At 40.5% G+C, this 15,313-nt stretch carries 14 protein-coding genes; 7 read left to right on the top strand and 7 right to left on the bottom strand.

Annotated features, from left to right (window positions below; translation table 11 throughout):
• The first annotated feature begins 55 nt into the window (after window positions 1-55).
• The 3 genes from murB (at window position 56) to AC012T_RS01140 (ending at window position 2,062) form a co-directional block, all read left to right on the top strand.
• The gene (gene murB, locus AC012T_RS01150; RefSeq protein ID WP_487062510.1) at window positions 56-1,054 is read left to right on the top strand and encodes a UDP-N-acetylmuramate dehydrogenase; all 999 of its coding nucleotides are present in this window, start codon (window positions 56-58) and stop codon (window positions 1,052-1,054) included.
• Window positions 1,055-1,178: 124 nt separating this feature from the next.
• Window positions 1,179-1,529, top strand: a complete 351-nt coding sequence (locus AC012T_RS01145) for a YbaB/EbfC family nucleoid-associated protein (protein ID WP_487062509.1) — start codon at window positions 1,179-1,181, stop codon at window positions 1,527-1,529.
• A gap of 53 nt (window positions 1,530-1,582) precedes the next feature.
• Window positions 1,583-2,062: a low molecular weight protein-tyrosine-phosphatase gene (locus AC012T_RS01140; RefSeq protein WP_487066386.1), complete on the top strand. Its 480-nt coding sequence runs from the start codon at window positions 1,583-1,585 to the stop codon at window positions 2,060-2,062.
• 73 nt (window positions 2,063-2,135) lie between these two features.
• Here the strand turns inward: AC012T_RS01140 and AC012T_RS01135 are convergent, their stop codons facing one another.
• Window positions 2,136-2,819 (bottom strand): response regulator transcription factor, encoded by a 684-nt coding sequence (locus tag AC012T_RS01135; protein ID WP_487066384.1) that lies wholly within the window; start codon window positions 2,817-2,819, stop codon window positions 2,136-2,138.
• A 683-nt stretch (window positions 2,820-3,502) separates the two neighbouring features.
• On the opposite strand from AC012T_RS01135, the gene smpB reads away from it, so the two are divergent.
• The 3 genes from smpB to moaA all read left to right on the top strand — a co-directional run bounded on the left by smpB (window position 3,503) and on the right by moaA (window position 5,250).
• Window positions 3,503-3,970 carry an SsrA-binding protein SmpB gene (gene smpB, locus AC012T_RS01130; protein WP_323309559.1) on the top strand — a complete coding sequence of 156 codons (468 nt, stop codon included), beginning with the start codon at window positions 3,503-3,505 and terminating at the stop codon, window positions 3,968-3,970.
• 62 nt (window positions 3,971-4,032) lie between these two features.
• Window positions 4,033-4,218 (top strand): hypothetical protein, encoded by a 186-nt coding sequence (locus AC012T_RS01125; RefSeq protein ID WP_487062508.1) that lies wholly within the window; start codon window positions 4,033-4,035, stop codon window positions 4,216-4,218.
• 45 nt (window positions 4,219-4,263) lie between these two features.
• The gene (moaA, locus tag AC012T_RS01120; RefSeq protein WP_487062507.1) at window positions 4,264-5,250 is read left to right on the top strand and encodes a GTP 3',8-cyclase MoaA; all 987 of its coding nucleotides are present in this window, start codon (window positions 4,264-4,266) and stop codon (window positions 5,248-5,250) included.
• A gap of 95 nt (window positions 5,251-5,345) precedes the next feature.
• Here moaA and rpsD read toward each other — a convergent pair whose 3' ends face one another.
• Window positions 5,346-5,954 (bottom strand): 30S ribosomal protein S4, encoded by a 609-nt coding sequence (gene rpsD / locus AC012T_RS01115; RefSeq protein ID WP_015212516.1) that lies wholly within the window; start codon window positions 5,952-5,954, stop codon window positions 5,346-5,348.
• A 544-nt stretch (window positions 5,955-6,498) separates the two neighbouring features.
• On the opposite strand from rpsD, the gene AC012T_RS01110 reads away from it, so the two are divergent.
• Window positions 6,499-7,113: a hypothetical protein gene (locus tag AC012T_RS01110; RefSeq protein ID WP_487062506.1), complete on the top strand. Its 615-nt coding sequence runs from the start codon at window positions 6,499-6,501 to the stop codon at window positions 7,111-7,113.
• Between the two features lie 430 nt (window positions 7,114-7,543).
• On the opposite strand, the gene hetR is transcribed toward AC012T_RS01110, so the two are convergent.
• From hetR to AC012T_RS01085, 5 genes are all read right to left on the bottom strand, one after another.
• A complete protein-coding gene (gene hetR / locus AC012T_RS01105; protein ID WP_015212514.1) occupies window positions 7,544-8,443 on the bottom strand; it encodes a heterocyst differentiation master regulator HetR in 900 nt (299 codons plus the stop codon).
• Window positions 8,444-8,840: 397 nt separating this feature from the next.
• Entirely contained in the window at window positions 8,841-11,216 is a 2,376-nt protein-coding gene (locus AC012T_RS01100; protein ID WP_487062505.1) for an EamA family transporter, read from the bottom strand.
• A gap of 625 nt (window positions 11,217-11,841) precedes the next feature.
• Entirely contained in the window at window positions 11,842-13,095 is a 1,254-nt protein-coding gene (locus AC012T_RS01095) for an inorganic phosphate transporter (RefSeq protein WP_487062504.1), read from the bottom strand.
• Between the two features lie 78 nt (window positions 13,096-13,173).
• Window positions 13,174-14,220, bottom strand: a complete 1,047-nt coding sequence (locus tag AC012T_RS01090; RefSeq protein ID WP_487062503.1) for a zinc-dependent dehydrogenase — start codon at window positions 14,218-14,220, stop codon at window positions 13,174-13,176.
• Window positions 14,221-14,594: 374 nt separating this feature from the next.
• Window positions 14,595-15,302 (bottom strand): class I SAM-dependent methyltransferase, encoded by a 708-nt coding sequence (locus tag AC012T_RS01085; RefSeq protein ID WP_487062502.1) that lies wholly within the window; start codon window positions 15,300-15,302, stop codon window positions 14,595-14,597.
• Window positions 15,303-15,313: the final 11 nt, after the last annotated feature.

Below are 15,313 nucleotides of genomic sequence, written 5' to 3'. Positions count from 1 at the left end.
TTATTACCGGATTCAATCGGTAAAAAAGTAATAGAAATTACCAATAAAAGCAACGATGATAACCTCCCAGGCAGTTGGAAACGTCTGTACGATTTCTGCTTTGACTACCAATAAACAAGAAACGATTAATTCTGTCGATGGTAATGTAATTTACTTACCCGGCACTGATTGTGTGATCAAGTCCCAGGCTTCTTTATCAGCATTTACTTCTTATAGAGTTGGGGGAGGGGCTGAATTGTACGTTGCTCCTCGTAACTTAGAAGCACTACAAGCTAGTATCAAGTATGCAAAAGAACTAGCTTTACCAGTAACAATATTAGGCGCAGGTTCTAACTTGTTGGTTAGTGATCAAGGTATACCCGGTTTAGTTATTGCCACTCGTCATTTCCGTTCTAAGCACTTCGACCCACAAACAGGTCAATTAACCGTCGCTGCGGGGGAATCTATTCCTAGTTTGGCATGGGAAGCAGCAGATTTAGGATGGCAAGGTTTAGAGTGGGCTGTTGGTATTCCTGGAACTGTTGGTGGTGCTGTTGTTATGAACGCAGGGGCGCATAATAGTTGTATTGAAGATATGTTAGTTAGTGCCGAAGTTCTCTCACCCGACGGTACTTTAGAAACTCTCACCCCGGCTGAACTAGGCTATAAATACCGGACTTCATTATTGCAAGGTGGCAAACGTATAGTTACCCAAGCTACCTTTCAACTCCAACCAGGTGCAGATCCAGCACTAGTTATAGCTACTACCAAGCAACACAAAAAGCATCGGCTTAGTACCCAACCTTACAATTTTCCCAGTTGTGGTAGTGTGTTCCGCAATCCTAGCCCTTACTCTGCTGGGTGGTTGATTGAACAAGCTGGTTTAAAAGGCTATCAAATTGGTGGAGCGCAAGTAGCATTGCTTCATGCCAATTTTATCGTTAATCGTGGTGGAGCTAAAGCCAGCGATATATTCTGTCTAATTAGCCATATTCAACGTGAGGTACAAGAACGTTGGTCAATTTGGTTGGAACCTGAAGTAAAAATGATCGGTGAGTTTCAACCTGTTGGTTGATAGGGACTAGGGATTGGGGACTGGTTCAAGAAAATTACCAATCCCCAATTACCAATTACCAATTACCAGCCACATCTATAATTGAATTTGATTTGTTATTCAAAGCATAAGTGAAAAATTAATTATGACATCAGGAAAAGGACAGGGCTTTGGTTTTGGTTTAGGAAAAATGAAAGAACTGGCTGACGCTTTCAAAAAAGCCCAGCAAGTTCAGGAAGGTGCAAAACTTCTCCAGGAACAATTGGAGAAAATGGAGATCCAAGGAGAATCTGGCGGTGGTTTGGTTAAGGTGATTGTCAGTGGCAACCAAGAGCCTAAGCGGGTAGAGATTTCCCCAGAGGCATTGGCAGAAGGCGTTGAAGTACTTTCTGATCTTGTAACAGCGGCGATGAAAGATGCCTACAACAAGTCCACTGCTACTATGCGGGAAAGCATGGAAGAATTGACCAGTGGACTAGAACTACCTGGATTTTAGTCATTAGTCATTAGTCATTAGCTATGACTAATGACAAAGGACAAAAGAATTTTATGCCTTACAAGTTACTTTTTGTCTGCCTTGGTAATATTTGCCGATCGCCCTCAGCTGAAAATATTATGAATCTTCTCATTGATCAGGCTGATTTGGGAGATGGTATTTATTGCGATTCTGCTGGTACTTCTAGTTATCACATTGGATCAGCACCTGACCGACGCATGAGTGCTGCTGCGGTGACAAAGTTGGGAATTGAACTCCGTGGTCAAGCCCGTCAGTTTACGAAGTCAGATTTTCAGGAGTTTGATTTAATTCTGGCAATGGATAAAGACAATTATGAAAATATCCTGGCTGTTGACCTTTCTGGGCAATATCATCATAAAGTCCGCTTGATGTGTGATTTTTGTTCTAGACACACCCTTAAAGAAGTTCCAGACCCCTATTATGGTGGTACAGAGGGCTTTAATCAGGTGATTGATCTGCTCATTGATGCTTGCGAAGGTCTATTAGACTATGTTCAAACTCAACAAGTTTAGAAAATAGGAGTTCAGGAGGCAGGAGTTAGGAGTCAGAAGATAGATAAATACTCTCCCCCTGCTCTCCTGCAATCTACTCCACTAGACCATGCTTCATTGCAAAACGTACCAGTTCGGCTCGATTGCTGGTTGATGTTTTTCTTAATAAACTGCTGACATATTTTTCTACTGTTCGCGGACTCAGGTGTAGTTGATGTCCCATATCGGCATTAGAGAATCCATGGGTCAATAGTTCTAAAACTTCCTGTTCTCTGGTAGTTAGTGATGAAAGTACTGGGGATATATGAATTTGAGTAGACAGAGAATTATGGCTGTCTACTGTTTTTGTAGAGTGGGAACTATCTAGGTTTTCTTGATGAGAAAAGCGGTACTCTGATTGAATAATTTGCGATCGCTCTAATAAATTACGAATAGCCGCAGCTAACTCTTCTAATTCAAAAGGCTTAGGTAAATATAAATCACAGCCTGATTGATAGCCGAGAATTCTTTCTTGGGTTTTGGTACGAGCTGTTAACAAAATTACAGGTAATAATCTAAATTCTGATTGTTTACGTACCCGACGCACTAGTTCATAGCCGTTCATCCTTGGCATGACAATATCTGTGACAATTAAATCAGGCTGGTTCTCTTCTACCATAGCCAAAGCCTCTTGACCGTCATCAGCCATAATCACCGCATAGCCAGACAGTTCAAGATAGTCGCTAATAGACAGACGAGTGCCCAGGTCGTCATCCACTACAAGGATCTTCAAGGGCATGGACAGTACACCCCTAGCATTTTTGTTACTCAGCAATTTGCTTTTATAAACACTATCAATAGACACTGGCAATAATAGTGTTCTTATGTTTCATACTATGACAGGATTACCTACTAATGTCTGCCTGAGGGGATGATTTATAAAGAAAATCTTAAATCCTTAGGAAGTGTTAATAATATTTAACACACCTTCAACTTTTCTTACTGATTAGTCCCAGAGAGTTTATAACTCTTAACAAATCTCTGATCACCTGAGTTCGGTGTTAGGAGTTAGGAGTTATGATTTTTAAGAGCGAGAGAATAAGGGTTTGAGACTCCTACTGGGGGCGAGTTTTCCACAAATTATCTTATGTCGAACTTAGGTCTGATCAGATACGGTAGAGTGTCAAGTATTTATTATTTCTTGTAGAGTTCATCAGACTCGATTATTTGGTAATAATCAACGGATTTTTAACATCAGACGCGCCTTACTGAATATGCCAGTTGCGTAAGTCTTGAAATTAATATCGTTTTTATATCAAGCGAAGCACTTAATAATGCTATAATGATAGGTTAGATTATATGTAAGGTTAGTGGGATTTAACCCCATATTCAAGATTAAAAAGCATCTTTACTTAATTTACACTTAAATTACGCCCAGTCTAAAGAAAATTTTAGGCATATTTAACACAAACAAAATTCTCAATGAGTGACAAAAAAGAAGGTTTCAAGGTTATCAGCGACAATCGTCAAGCCCGTTATTTGTATGAAATCATAGAAACCTATGAAGCTGGAATTCAGCTAACCGGAACTGAAGTCAAGTCGATTCGTGCAGGTAAGGTTAATCTCCAAGATGGCTATGCGTTACTTCGCAATGGCGAGGCATGGTTAATAAATATACATATTTCTCCCTACACTTCCAGTGGACAATATTTTAATCATGAACCGCGCCGCACACGCAAGTTGCTGCTGCATCGCCAGGAACTTCGCAAGCTAATTGGGAAGGTAGAACAGCAGGGTTTAACCCTAATCCCGTTAAAAATGTATCTCCAACGTGGTTGGGTAAAAGTAAGTATTGCCTTAGGTAAAGGTAAAAAACTCCACGACAAGCGCGAATCCCTGAAACGCCGACAAGATCAGCGCGATATTCAACGGGCAATGAAAAGTTATTAAGTAGGGCTTGGGGAAAAAGTTTTTCGTGATGATTTAGGAGTCAGGAGTTCGGAGTTTCTCCTATGCCTACGGCACGGCTTCGCCGAACGGAGACGCTACGCGAACGGAGTTCGGAGTTCGGAGTTCGGAGTTCGGAGTCAGGAGTCAGGAGTCAGGAGGGAGAAGAGGGAAGAAGACGGAGGGAGTTAGAAATGTCAATCCAATTTCTAGTTGCTAATATACGTGGTAATTGCTTACACCAATCATGAGGTAGCCTAGAATTTGGTCTCCCCATGCTTTGAGCCAGAATAACCATGAACCAGGTAGACTATCTCCGTATTAGTTTAATTGATCGTTGCAATTTCCGGTGTCAGTACTGTATGCCAGAGGGAGCAGAACTGAACTATATCCTCAAGCAACAGTTGTTAACCGATGAGGAAATACTCATCTTGATTCAAGAGGTATTTATTCCCCTTGGCTTTAACCGCTTTCGTTTGACTGGTGGAGAACCTCTACTGCGTCCTAGTGTTGTAGATTTGGTCAGCAAAATTGCAAACCTTCCCCAAACTCAAGATTTGGCTATGACCACCAATGGGTTTTTACTAGCTCCAATGGCACAAAATCTTTATAATGCAGGATTAAGAAGAATTAATATTAGTTTAGATTCTCTCGAAGCAGACACTTTTGAGCAAATTATCGGTAATCATGGGCGTGGACGTTGGCAACAAGTTTGGGAAGGGATTCAAGCTGCCTATCAGGTGGGGTTTGACCCGTTGAAGTTAAATGTTGTGGTAATTCCCGGTGTTAATGACCATGAAATTCTCAATTTAGCTGCCCTAACGATTGAGAAACAATGGCATATCAGGTTGATTGAGTTTATGCCTATTGGCAATGAACATTTATTTAGCGATCGCGGTTGGATATCTTCTGCTGATTTACGGCACAGTATTCGTGAACGTTGGGGATTAACAGAATCTCAGGTTTATGGAAACGGGCCTGCTGATGTATTTCAAATTCCGGGAGCTAAAGGCACACTAGGATTTATCAGCCAGATGTCCGAATGTTTTTGCGATCGCTGTAACCGGGTACGTCTGAGTGCTGATGGCTGGCTACGACCCTGTTTATTAAACGAAACTGGTCAAATAGATTTGAAAACTTCTTTACGTGCTGGTATTAGCACCGCCCAATTAAGACAACAAGTCAAACAATTATTAAATATCAAAGCCGAAATTAACTTTAAACAACGCGACTCAGGTAATTCTGGTACATACACCCGTACCATGTCGCAGATTGGGGGTTAGTCACTTGACCGAATTTTAGATTTTAGATTTTGGATTGTAGATGAAAAGAAAATCAATTCTAATCCAAAATCGTAAATCCAAAATCCAAAATTGACTTAGGCTTGACGTGAGTAGTATTCCACGACCAACAGTTCATTAACTTGGAGTGCTACCCATTCTCGCTCAATCACGCTGTTAACTTTACCAGTCAATTTGTTTTTATCAAATTCTAGGTGATTGGGGAGGTTAGCTAAACCAGGATATTGCAAATTAGCTTCTACCAATTTCTTGGATGCTTCTTTATTTCTGACAGCAATTTCCTCACCAGGACGGCACTGATAGCTGGCAATATTCACTACACGACCGTTAACGGTGACATGACCGTGATTTACCAATTGACGCGCCGCTGGAATGGTAGGAGCCATACCCATGCGAAAAACTGTATTATCTAAACGCATTTCTAGAAATTGCAGCAAGACTTGTCCGGTAGAACCAGTAACACGTCTGGCTTTTCGTACATAGCGCAGCATTTGCTTTTCAGTCAAACCGTAGTTTAAGCGGAGTTTTTGCTTTTCCTCTAGACGGATAGCATACTCAGAGCGCTTTTTACGGTTCTGGCCATGTTGACCGGGTGGATAAGCACGTCTAGGGCTTTTCCGGGTTAATCCTGGTAAGTCGCCCAAGCGGCGGACAATTCTGAGGCGGGGCCCTCTATATCGGGACATGAGTTTCCTTAATTTAATCCTGTTTAAACTTTACGCAAATATTCTATTATGACATTCCTCAAAGCAGTTAGCTAGAGTATTCTTGGTTTAATGATCTGTCTTCTGAAAAACTACCCCTAAATGCCCGCTCTCTCGAACCAAACGAATTAGTTTAAATAGTCTTTGGAAGACTTCATTTCTATGGTACTAACTTTTAAGTAGGGTATTGTCTACCTAAAATAGCACCTGCCAAGCTTTCAGGATTTGACCCTGCGTTTCCATGTGTCCCACGGTACGTTTAACTCAGATGTTGCCAAAAGACTGAGTTTTTGAAGTTTAGTCACTGCTGACGCAATGTTGACTATTAATTTGCAGTCGTTTTCGCCACAAACTATCTACTATAGTCTAACCTGAGACAAAATTCATTCTCTGTTGTTGGGAATAGTTCAAAATCACAGTATTAGGTTTTGGGACTATTTTAGACAATCGCGTCAAAATTTCTTGATTGCAGAGGAGTTTAAGCAGATTCTAAGTTAGCATAACCTTGGTGTTTGGAGAATAGCTTATGTTAAAGAGCAAAAAAGAAATTAGCAATTTTCAGAACCAAAACAGAAATTATGTTTTGAGATTTTTAACAGTGCCAGTTGTAGCGATCGCTGGATTATTGACCAATGTTATACCGAGTATAGCTGTTACAGATTCTTATAGAAATGATTACCGGGTCTGTGCGGCTCAATTATTGAGTGTAGGAGTGACAACACAAGCAGCATCTCAGGGTTGTGCCACAGCCCTGCGACCAAGAGAGTTGTCGAGCTGTGTAGCTCAAATCAAAAAGCAGACGGAAATTGCCTCTACAGAAGCGCTTTATTCCTGTAGTAAAGCCCGTCGTCCTCAAGAATTAGCGGCCTGTGTAGTTGGCATCAGCAAGAGTACTCAGAAGGCAATTGACCCAACCACCTTAACTTACTGTGGACGCAGTTTATTACCCGTGACTTTTGCTCAGTGTGTCGTTGGCTTGCGTAAAGAAATTGATTTAACCCCAATTCAGTCTTTGAACACTTGTATTAATGCCAGTGACAGAATTATTAGTATTGGGGAAGGATCTACAACAACACCAGGATTAAGTCCTCGTCTTGAAACTACTCCTATGCCATCAACTCCCAGTGGTAGCGGTATCTAAGAGTTAAATTTGCCTGTAATTTTTACAATCGTAGGGTTGGCAAATAGTCCACCCTACTAGTCCATCAAGCCAAAAATAACGGGGGTAGGCAAGTTTAGGGGATGTTAGGACTTTTTTCCTGTTTTTAACCCCTCAAATTTACTTTTCCTGACTACTACGAATGTGCGAGAACTTTGCTTTCTACACATAATATACTGCAAACGGGTGAAAACTGAACTTATGTCATACTGAGCGTAACGTAGTGCAGGGAAGTATATCGGAGATTCTTCACTTCGTTCAGAATGACATTTTTAAACCGTTTTTAGTATGGCCGCGCTCATGGTGTGAAGAAGAGCCATGAAAGATATTTTACTGTCGTCCCCAAATTAGATTGATCAAAGTTGCGTAACCAAAAATTAGCGGATTAGGTCAGTCTAAATTTTTGGTCGGCTTAATCGTCTTGATTACCAAAAACCATTTGGAGAATCATCGGCATACCTCCATCTTGGTGATATTTATCTGCCCAAGCTCGGATAATTTCATCCAATTCTTCCATAGCTTGTTCCATTTGTTCGAGGGGTATATCCAGTTCTTCTACAGCACGCATGGCATTTGCTTTCCGTTCTGCCCAATCTTTCATCATGCGGAAGTATCGAGCGGTATCTTCCACCATTGTGTAAGTACGCTCTTGATCGTCTGCGGGAGCATAGAAAGGACGAGTGAGGGCGTAGAAGGGCATTCCCCAAGGAGAATCAATGCGTGTGACTGTACCGGAGTAGAGTAAACGGCGCTTGATATGTTCTGCCAAGGCTTCACTCAGGGGCATTTGGTGGTGTGGTGGTAACTCCTCTTGCGATCGCTTGTGGAGAAACTCAATTAACTCCAAAAACTCAAAGGATGTCACTAACTGAGCATCAGGCAGGTTCTTGGGCAGTTTACGCTCAATTTGCCTTTTTTCCTCACTAGTCAGACTTGTACCAGGAACACGAGATCTTCCTGGCTGCCAAGGATATTTTTCCATCCATACGTAAGGCAATTGAATCAGATAGCGAGGTTCTTGGGAACCCAGCATTTTTAGCAATTTACCTTCAGTCAGAGCCTGTCTCACTTCTTCGACAATGATTTTGACTCGCTTTGGCTCAAGGTGGTGCAAATGACCGGTCATTCGCAGGTTTTGTCCCTGCTCCAGATAGGTCATATAAATCGCACACTTAGCTGCTGTTGCAGCTGCATCTAAAAATGCTCCATGCCTGTGTCCACTTGTCCGCATGGCACTAAAAGCTAGATAAAGCATGATCTGATCCATCGCGCTCGGACCAAGACGTTTGATCAGATCTATGTCGTTACTCATATTGACAGACAGATGAATAGCACGTTTACAAGAGTGGTAGTCAAATTAAACTATCTATTTTACACCCAAATGCAATTTTTGTCTTCACACTAGATGAAGATTTTTTATGCTTTTACCCTAAAATTGCTTGGTTTTAAATGACTCAGGGTGTAAATCGTTAACTTTATACAGCGGAGTAGTTCTGCTCACCACTAAAAATTATGGACTTTTGCTGCATCAGGTTAATAGTTTGGATGATGCAGCTAATCAAGTATAAACTGTGGTGCATTTAAATTGCTTTTTTGCCAACTGAAATCTCTGCTGCAAGGCGGCTTAATTATCAAACCAACCTATAATCTAACACCAAATTTATCCAAATTGAGAAATATAACAATTACTGGAAATCAGAAGTAAATTATTACCCACGATATTTAGTTTCATTGTTCTTCATCCTTTGATTATTGGCATTAGAAGATTGCAAATGATTCCGCATTTTTTCAAAGCTGATAGCAACTGCACCACCAGTGACTAACAACACTCCCATGATTTGCACAAGATCCAATTTTTCCTGAATCATCAATCCAGCAAAAATTACGGTTACTACTGGAACAAGAGCGCCGATAATAGCCGATGGTGGCCCACCTAATTTGCGAATTCCAAAATTATTAAACAAATATCCGCAAAGAGTCAGGACACCCAACATAAAAGCACTTAATATCACTTCCAGTAAATTGGCTGATCTAATTGCTAAACTCCAATCACTTGGTAGTGGTACCATTAAGCAGATGAAGCTTAATAGCAACATAGTGGCGAAGTTAATCAAAGCAAAAGAAACTGGATGCAGTTTCGGAGCGCACAACCTAGTAAGAATTACGTAAACAGCAAAAGCCATTCCGGACATAATTCCAGAAATAATTCCTAAAGAGGTATTATTCATACCATTTGAATAACTACCCAAGATTAATAATTCACCACAAAAAATGCCGAAAATAGCACCAGCGTTGAATACATTAGGACGTTCACGAAAGAGGAACCATGCTAAAAGTCCATTAATCAGGGGATAGATAAAAAAGAGTGCGATCGCAATTCCAGTTAAAACTTTACCAATTGCAATATAAATGAGTACTTGGGACAAAAATAACAAGCAGCCACTCGCGACTGACAAGAGTAATACTTGTTTTGTTTTTGCCTGATTGGAAGTAGCATTTCTCCCTACTGAATCAAATAAATTTTGTAAGTCTTGCCAAACTGAAGGGTGTAAAATGGGAGCCAATAGCAACATTAATGGCACAACAACTAATAACCTCAGCATCAAAATTAAGAAAATATTCCCCAAAGTTGGTGCAATTAATTGCTGTGTCTCGAAATTTCCTAAAAAATCAGAACCTTGGTAAAAAAGCGCCTTTACAGCTACGTTGTAAAGTGATGACATCACAGTTGACAACACAACCAACAGGAAACCCACCTGAACAGGTGACCAATTTGGGGAACTACGGGATCTTTCTCTTCTGGTTGTTGCTTCCCGTTTGGGTGTTAGTGATGGTGAGTATTTTGATTGCTTGGGTGAGGGGTCAGGAGTGAGAACAGAAATTGGCTCAGGTGTTTTTTCCTGAGTAGAGAATTCTGATGTTGATTGTTTTGTTGAGGAATCAGGATTCTGAAAAGACATTGGCTCAGGTGTGTTTTCCTGAGTTGATGATTCTGATGTTGATTGTTTTGTTGAGGAATCAGGATTCTGAAAAGACATTGGCTCAGGTGTACTTTCCTGAGTTGATGATTCTGATGTTGATTGTTTTGTCGAGGAATCAGGATTCTGAAAAGACATTGGCTCAGGTGTGTTTTCCTGAGTTGATGATTCTGATGTTGATTGTTTTGTCGAGGAATCAGGACTAAGAACAGAAATTGGTTCAGGTGTGTTTTCTTGAGTAGAGAATTCTGATGTTGATTGTTTTGTGAAAGAATCAGGAGTCTGAAAAGACATTGGCTCAGGTGTGTTTTCCTGAGTTGGTGGTGATGTAACTACAGCCTCTGTTGATGATAAATTTCCGCTCTTTGGTGACTCCTGGGGAAACAGAGAAATTGGTTCAGAAATAATTCTTTCTGGAGATTTCTCCAAAAAACCGTTTTTGTATGGCTCATTTAGTTGTAATACAGTGGGCGCACCTCCTGTTAACACCTTGAGAGAAGTTGTTTCTCTGGTTTTGTCCAGTTCCCCTCTGAGACGATTAATAAATTCTGCTAATATGTCTTCTCCTTCTTGCTGTTGGTCGTACATTCGTGACAACTGCTGGGAAAGATGATTTTGATAATTTTTTAGTTCTTGTTGCAGCGAGCTAAAAGCAATTGTGACACTATCATCCAAATTGTCCAACATTTGACCAACATTTTCATTGATCTGACCAGCTGCGAGGGAATTAACTTCCGCAGATCTCAATGTGACTCGTTCGGAAGATCCACCTTCAATTGATTGGGTGGCTAAAGTCTTTAGTGAAGATTGTAGTTGTGAAGATATATGCTTTGCCAAAACTTCAGCCAGCTGACGGATTAAAACTTGCTGTTCAGTGATTTGTCGAGCTTGCTGTAACTTTTCTTTTTCCTCGGTCAATCGTTGAATATCATTAGCTAAACGGGTTTTTTCGGACTCCAGCCGCTTTACGTCGTCTTGCAACGATTTCAGAACATTCTTTTGAAGATTTTCCAAATCCTCAACTACATCCCAGAGGGCGTTTTCAGCTGCTCTGGATAAGTCTCCTCTGATTCTTGGGTTGTCTGGTCGCTTCTCAAATCGCCCCATTAGTTTATAACCTCTAACACCTTGACGATAAATCAGTTACCAGTTGTCAGTTATCAATTTTTAGGCTGATAACTATTCACTGTCTACTGATAACTATTCACTGTTTACTGTTCACTGTCTACTGTTCACTGATAACTGTTTCAAAGCCTTGCAGATGGGTAGGTTATGAAAAACCAAAATTTGTGCGAAATGTAAAGTGGGTGACAGTTTCCGTTGCTGTAGGGAATTAAAGTATTGTTCTATAAAAAAGAAAATATACTACCCTTCCCTGCATAATATTCTAATAAATGAGTCGAAATTCTGCAAAAATAGGCTGTATTTTTAGCACCAATTGCAGAATATGGTGGTTTGAAATCCGTGGGATTCAATGGGGCTTACGCAACTGGCATATTAATCAGGATGTGTCAGACTCGATAATTTTGGTAACAATTAAGAGATTTTCAACATCTGCCGCATCTTAGTAAGAAACATTAAGTATGATGCTTGCGTAAGTCTATTCAAGTTGAATGTGTGAGTACAGCACTGAAGGTTTTGTAGTGAAACAGGAAGCCCTACTTAACTGTACCCCTAGAATGTATTGCATTTATAGAGAACCAGTATGTGAGAATCTCCATAAATTTCATTTTCAATTTAAGATCATCCGGATAATGCTGAAGATGGTGGCGCTGAGAATGGCACTAATGGGGACTGTAATTACCCAGGCTGAGGCAATTCCTTGGAGGGTTTGGAATTTAATTGATTTTAGGTTCTGCACTAGTCCAATGCCGACTACACCGCCAACTAGGGCATGGGAGGTGGATACTGGTAAGCCTAATCGAGAAGCTAGTAAGATGGTGGTGGCGGTGGCTAGTTCGGCACAAAATCCGCTACTAGGTTGCAAGGAAATGATGTTTTCGCCAATGGTAGCGATGACCTTTTCACCCCAAATGGCTAAACCGGCGACAATGCCAAGACCACCAAGGATCATAATCCAAATGGGGATGGTGATGCCGTTAATGGGGGCGCTTCCGGTTTGATTGATGTAGGATATGACCGCCAGGGGTGCGATCGCATTGCCGACATCATTGGAACCATGTGCAAAGGCAACAAAGCAAGCACTCAACAGTTGGAAACGAGCAAATAAGCTTTCTACGGGATTTTGGATTTTGGATTTTGGATTTTGGATTATGTTGTGATCTAGTTGTCGCCAGCTATAGAGTGTCAGTCCTATGGCGGCTGCTGCACCTGTAAATATAGGGATGTCGTGAGTAGGTATGTTTAAACCAACTTTTTTGATTAAATAGTTTGTTAGTGGTTGGGTAAGGGTGGGAAGCACAATTACACCGAAGATAGTTATTAAAATCGTGCTTAACCAGGGAATCCATTCTTGTAATTGCGCTACTGGGTGAGGTTGAGCCAAAATCCAACGCTGAATAAGACTATAAAAAAAAGCGGCAACAATACCACTAATGACAGGTGTTAAAATCCAACCGATGGTAATTAAACCAATAGATGACCAATCTATGGCTTCTATGCCTAATGCTACCCAAGTAAAGCCTGCGATCGCACCGACAACTGCATGAGATGAGGATACAGGTAAACCCCGTGATGTGGCAATTTGCAGCCATATTCCAGCGGATATCAGTACTGTTACCATCCCTAAAAGTAAGGTTTGCGGTGTGGTGGTAAATAATTCGGGGTTAGCAATTTTCGTCCCTAATGTTTCTGTTACCCCATGTCCAAATAAGACAGCACCTGTAAATTCTAAGATGCCAGCAATAATGATTGCTTGTTTGAGGGTGATGGCTTTAGAACCGACAGAGGTTCCCATTGCATTAGCAACGTCATTTGCACCCAGGTTGAAAGCGACGTAGAAAGCTAAGAAAGCGATTATGATCATAAATCACTCAAAATTAGGTAATAGATAACTGGTAAATAGTTTTTCCTCTTCCCCAATTACCCATTACCCATTACCAATTTATGGATAAATCAAAATTTTATACGTTTCTGGTGTGGGTGCGATCGCTTGGTCTACGGCTTGTGATAAATCTTGTAAGGGATAGCGATCGCTAATTAAGGCTTTAACATCAATGCGGCGATTAAAGACTATATCCGCAGATAGACTTTGCAGACGGTAGGATGAGCTATAACTACCCATTAAATCAATTTCCCGACGGTAGAGAATATTCGGGTTGATAGGAATTTCGAGTTCATCAGGAAATTCAGCGAAAAAGAGAATTTTTCCACCTTTGCGGGTACAGTCTAAAGCTTGGAAAAACGCTTTATCACTGGGTACTGCTAACAAGGTGACATCAACACCCATTCCCCCAGTTAAAGCTTGAATTTTTGTGGATAAATCGGGATCTCGCGCATCAAAAGCGGCTTCTGCTCCTACATTTAGAGCTTTTTCAATTCTAGAGGGAAGTAAGTCAGTTGCGATCGCTCTGGCACCAAAATACTTCACCAACATCATAAACATTAACCCAATTGGCCCCGCCCCTGTCACTAATACAGTTTGTCCCGGTGCGATTTGAGCTTTTTTCACCGCTTTTAAACAGCAATTAGTTGGTTCAACAAAACTCGCTTCTTCAAAACTGATATCATCAGGAATGGGAATCAACCCCCCATTTTCCACAATGTGTCCTGGAACTTTCACATACTCAGCAAAACCGCCACCACTGGCGTTAAAACCTGCGGTAGTGGAGATATTTTTATAAACATCGCACATAGAGAAATTATCATTTAAGCAATAGGAACAACGCATACATGGTATATGGTGCATCACTGCTACCCGTTGTCCTACCGTCCACCCTTTCACATTAGCACCTACAGATGCGATCGTTCCCGCCGTTTCATGTCCAAATATGCGTGGTGGTTCATACAGAGGATAACGAATTTTTTTAATATCTGACTGACACAAACCCACAACCCGCACCTGTACTAACACTTCATCTGCTTCTAGGGTAGGAACTGGGATTTCTTCGTAGGATAATTGATTTACGCCTCTAAATACTTGTGCTTTCACGTTGGTTTCTTATAGTTTAACGTTACTAGATTTAACACTTTGTGGTTTAGGTTAGGTTATGAAAGTATGGATTTTTTGGGCAAATCTTGGTATTGGGTTACTTAATTTATCTAGTAAATAATGTTGTAGAGACGTTCCATGGAACGTCTCTACAAGGATTTGAGATAAAGCATATTTAATTTTTACCAGAATTTGAGCAATTCCTTAACCACCCGGCTGCCAGCTTTGTTATTGGTGCGTTAGAAGACTGGCAAAAAACGAAGAAACATTAAGAATGATATTGCATTTCCACATGAAATGTAAAGTTGGGTTGAGGAAACCCAACAAAAATCTATCTAAAATAACAGAGAGTACCATTTTACTCAGACGATACCTCAAGAGTTTTTAGTTGCTACCCAACCACCAACCCAAAGCCCTGTATAAAATCTTAAAATATTACCAAAGCCAGCTTCCTGTAATAATTCCACTACTCTTTTTTCTGGAATAGGAAAAACACCTTTTTTGATTGTTTCTAGTCCTTCGGTTATTTTTGCTGGGGTGATTCCCATTTGTTCCCAATAAACTTTGATGATAGCAATCATTCTTTCAAATTCCTGAGTACCCTTTTCACCAAATATATCCAATAAAATAAAAGTACCTGATGATTTTAGCCGTTGGGAAATATTTTGCAGTAAAGCTAATTTACTACCATCATCTGGAAGAAAATGCATGACTAAAATACAAGTTGCTGCGTCATAAAAAGAAGCTTGATCTAAATCATGGGTATATCCGGCAAATAATTTAATTTGTGTAGATAAACCATGTTCCTCTATTTTATTTTGAGCAATAGCAAGCATATTACTAGATGGATCTACACCTAGCATTTGCCACTGTGAATTACCTTTACCAAATTTGACTAACTCCATACCACTACCAGCACCCACAATCAACAAATTAGCCTTATCTGGTAAATTTGCTCTTAAAACAGATAATGCCATATTGTGCATTACCTCATATCCAGGTAAAGCCATTTGAATCATCGTGTCGTATTCATTGGTAGCAACTGGTGGATTAGAATCAAAATTTATAGTTTGTTCTGCCATTATCTTTTCAA

The sequence above is a fragment of the Anabaena sp. EIM26 genome (genome assembly GCF_057568715.1).
The sequence above is the reverse complement of the archived record's forward strand: the minus strand, read 5'-3'. Positions and strand labels throughout refer to the sequence as shown.

What these genes read in the sequence shown, in the direction of transcription:
- murB (WP_487062510.1), top strand. Translation starts at nt 56, where the DNA reads ATGATAACCTCCCAGGCAGTTGGAAACGTCTGTACGATTTCTGCTTTG.
- AC012T_RS01145 (WP_487062509.1), top strand. Translation starts at nt 1,179, where the DNA reads ATGACATCAGGAAAAGGACAGGGCTTTGGTTTTGGTTTAGGAAAAATG.
- AC012T_RS01140 (WP_487066386.1), top strand. Translation starts at nt 1,583, where the DNA reads ATGCCTTACAAGTTACTTTTTGTCTGCCTTGGTAATATTTGCCGATCG.
- AC012T_RS01135 (WP_487066384.1), bottom strand. Translation starts at nt 2,819, where the DNA reads ATGCCCTTGAAGATCCTTGTAGTGGATGACGACCTGGGCACTCGTCTG.
- smpB (WP_323309559.1), top strand. Translation starts at nt 3,503, where the DNA reads ATGAGTGACAAAAAAGAAGGTTTCAAGGTTATCAGCGACAATCGTCAA.
- AC012T_RS01125 (WP_487062508.1), top strand. Translation starts at nt 4,033, where the DNA reads ATGCCTACGGCACGGCTTCGCCGAACGGAGACGCTACGCGAACGGAGT.
- moaA (WP_487062507.1), top strand. Translation starts at nt 4,264, where the DNA reads ATGAACCAGGTAGACTATCTCCGTATTAGTTTAATTGATCGTTGCAAT.
- rpsD (WP_015212516.1), bottom strand. Translation starts at nt 5,954, where the DNA reads ATGTCCCGATATAGAGGGCCCCGCCTCAGAATTGTCCGCCGCTTGGGC.
- AC012T_RS01110 (WP_487062506.1), top strand. Translation starts at nt 6,499, where the DNA reads ATGTTAAAGAGCAAAAAAGAAATTAGCAATTTTCAGAACCAAAACAGA.
- hetR (WP_015212514.1), bottom strand. Translation starts at nt 8,443, where the DNA reads ATGAGTAACGACATAGATCTGATCAAACGTCTTGGTCCGAGCGCGATG.
- AC012T_RS01100 (WP_487062505.1), bottom strand. Translation starts at nt 11,216, where the DNA reads ATGGGGCGATTTGAGAAGCGACCAGACAACCCAAGAATCAGAGGAGAC.
- AC012T_RS01095 (WP_487062504.1), bottom strand. Translation starts at nt 13,095, where the DNA reads ATGATCATAATCGCTTTCTTAGCTTTCTACGTCGCTTTCAACCTGGGT.
- AC012T_RS01085 (WP_487062502.1), bottom strand. Translation starts at nt 15,302, where the DNA reads ATGGCAGAACAAACTATAAATTTTGATTCTAATCCACCAGTTGCTACC.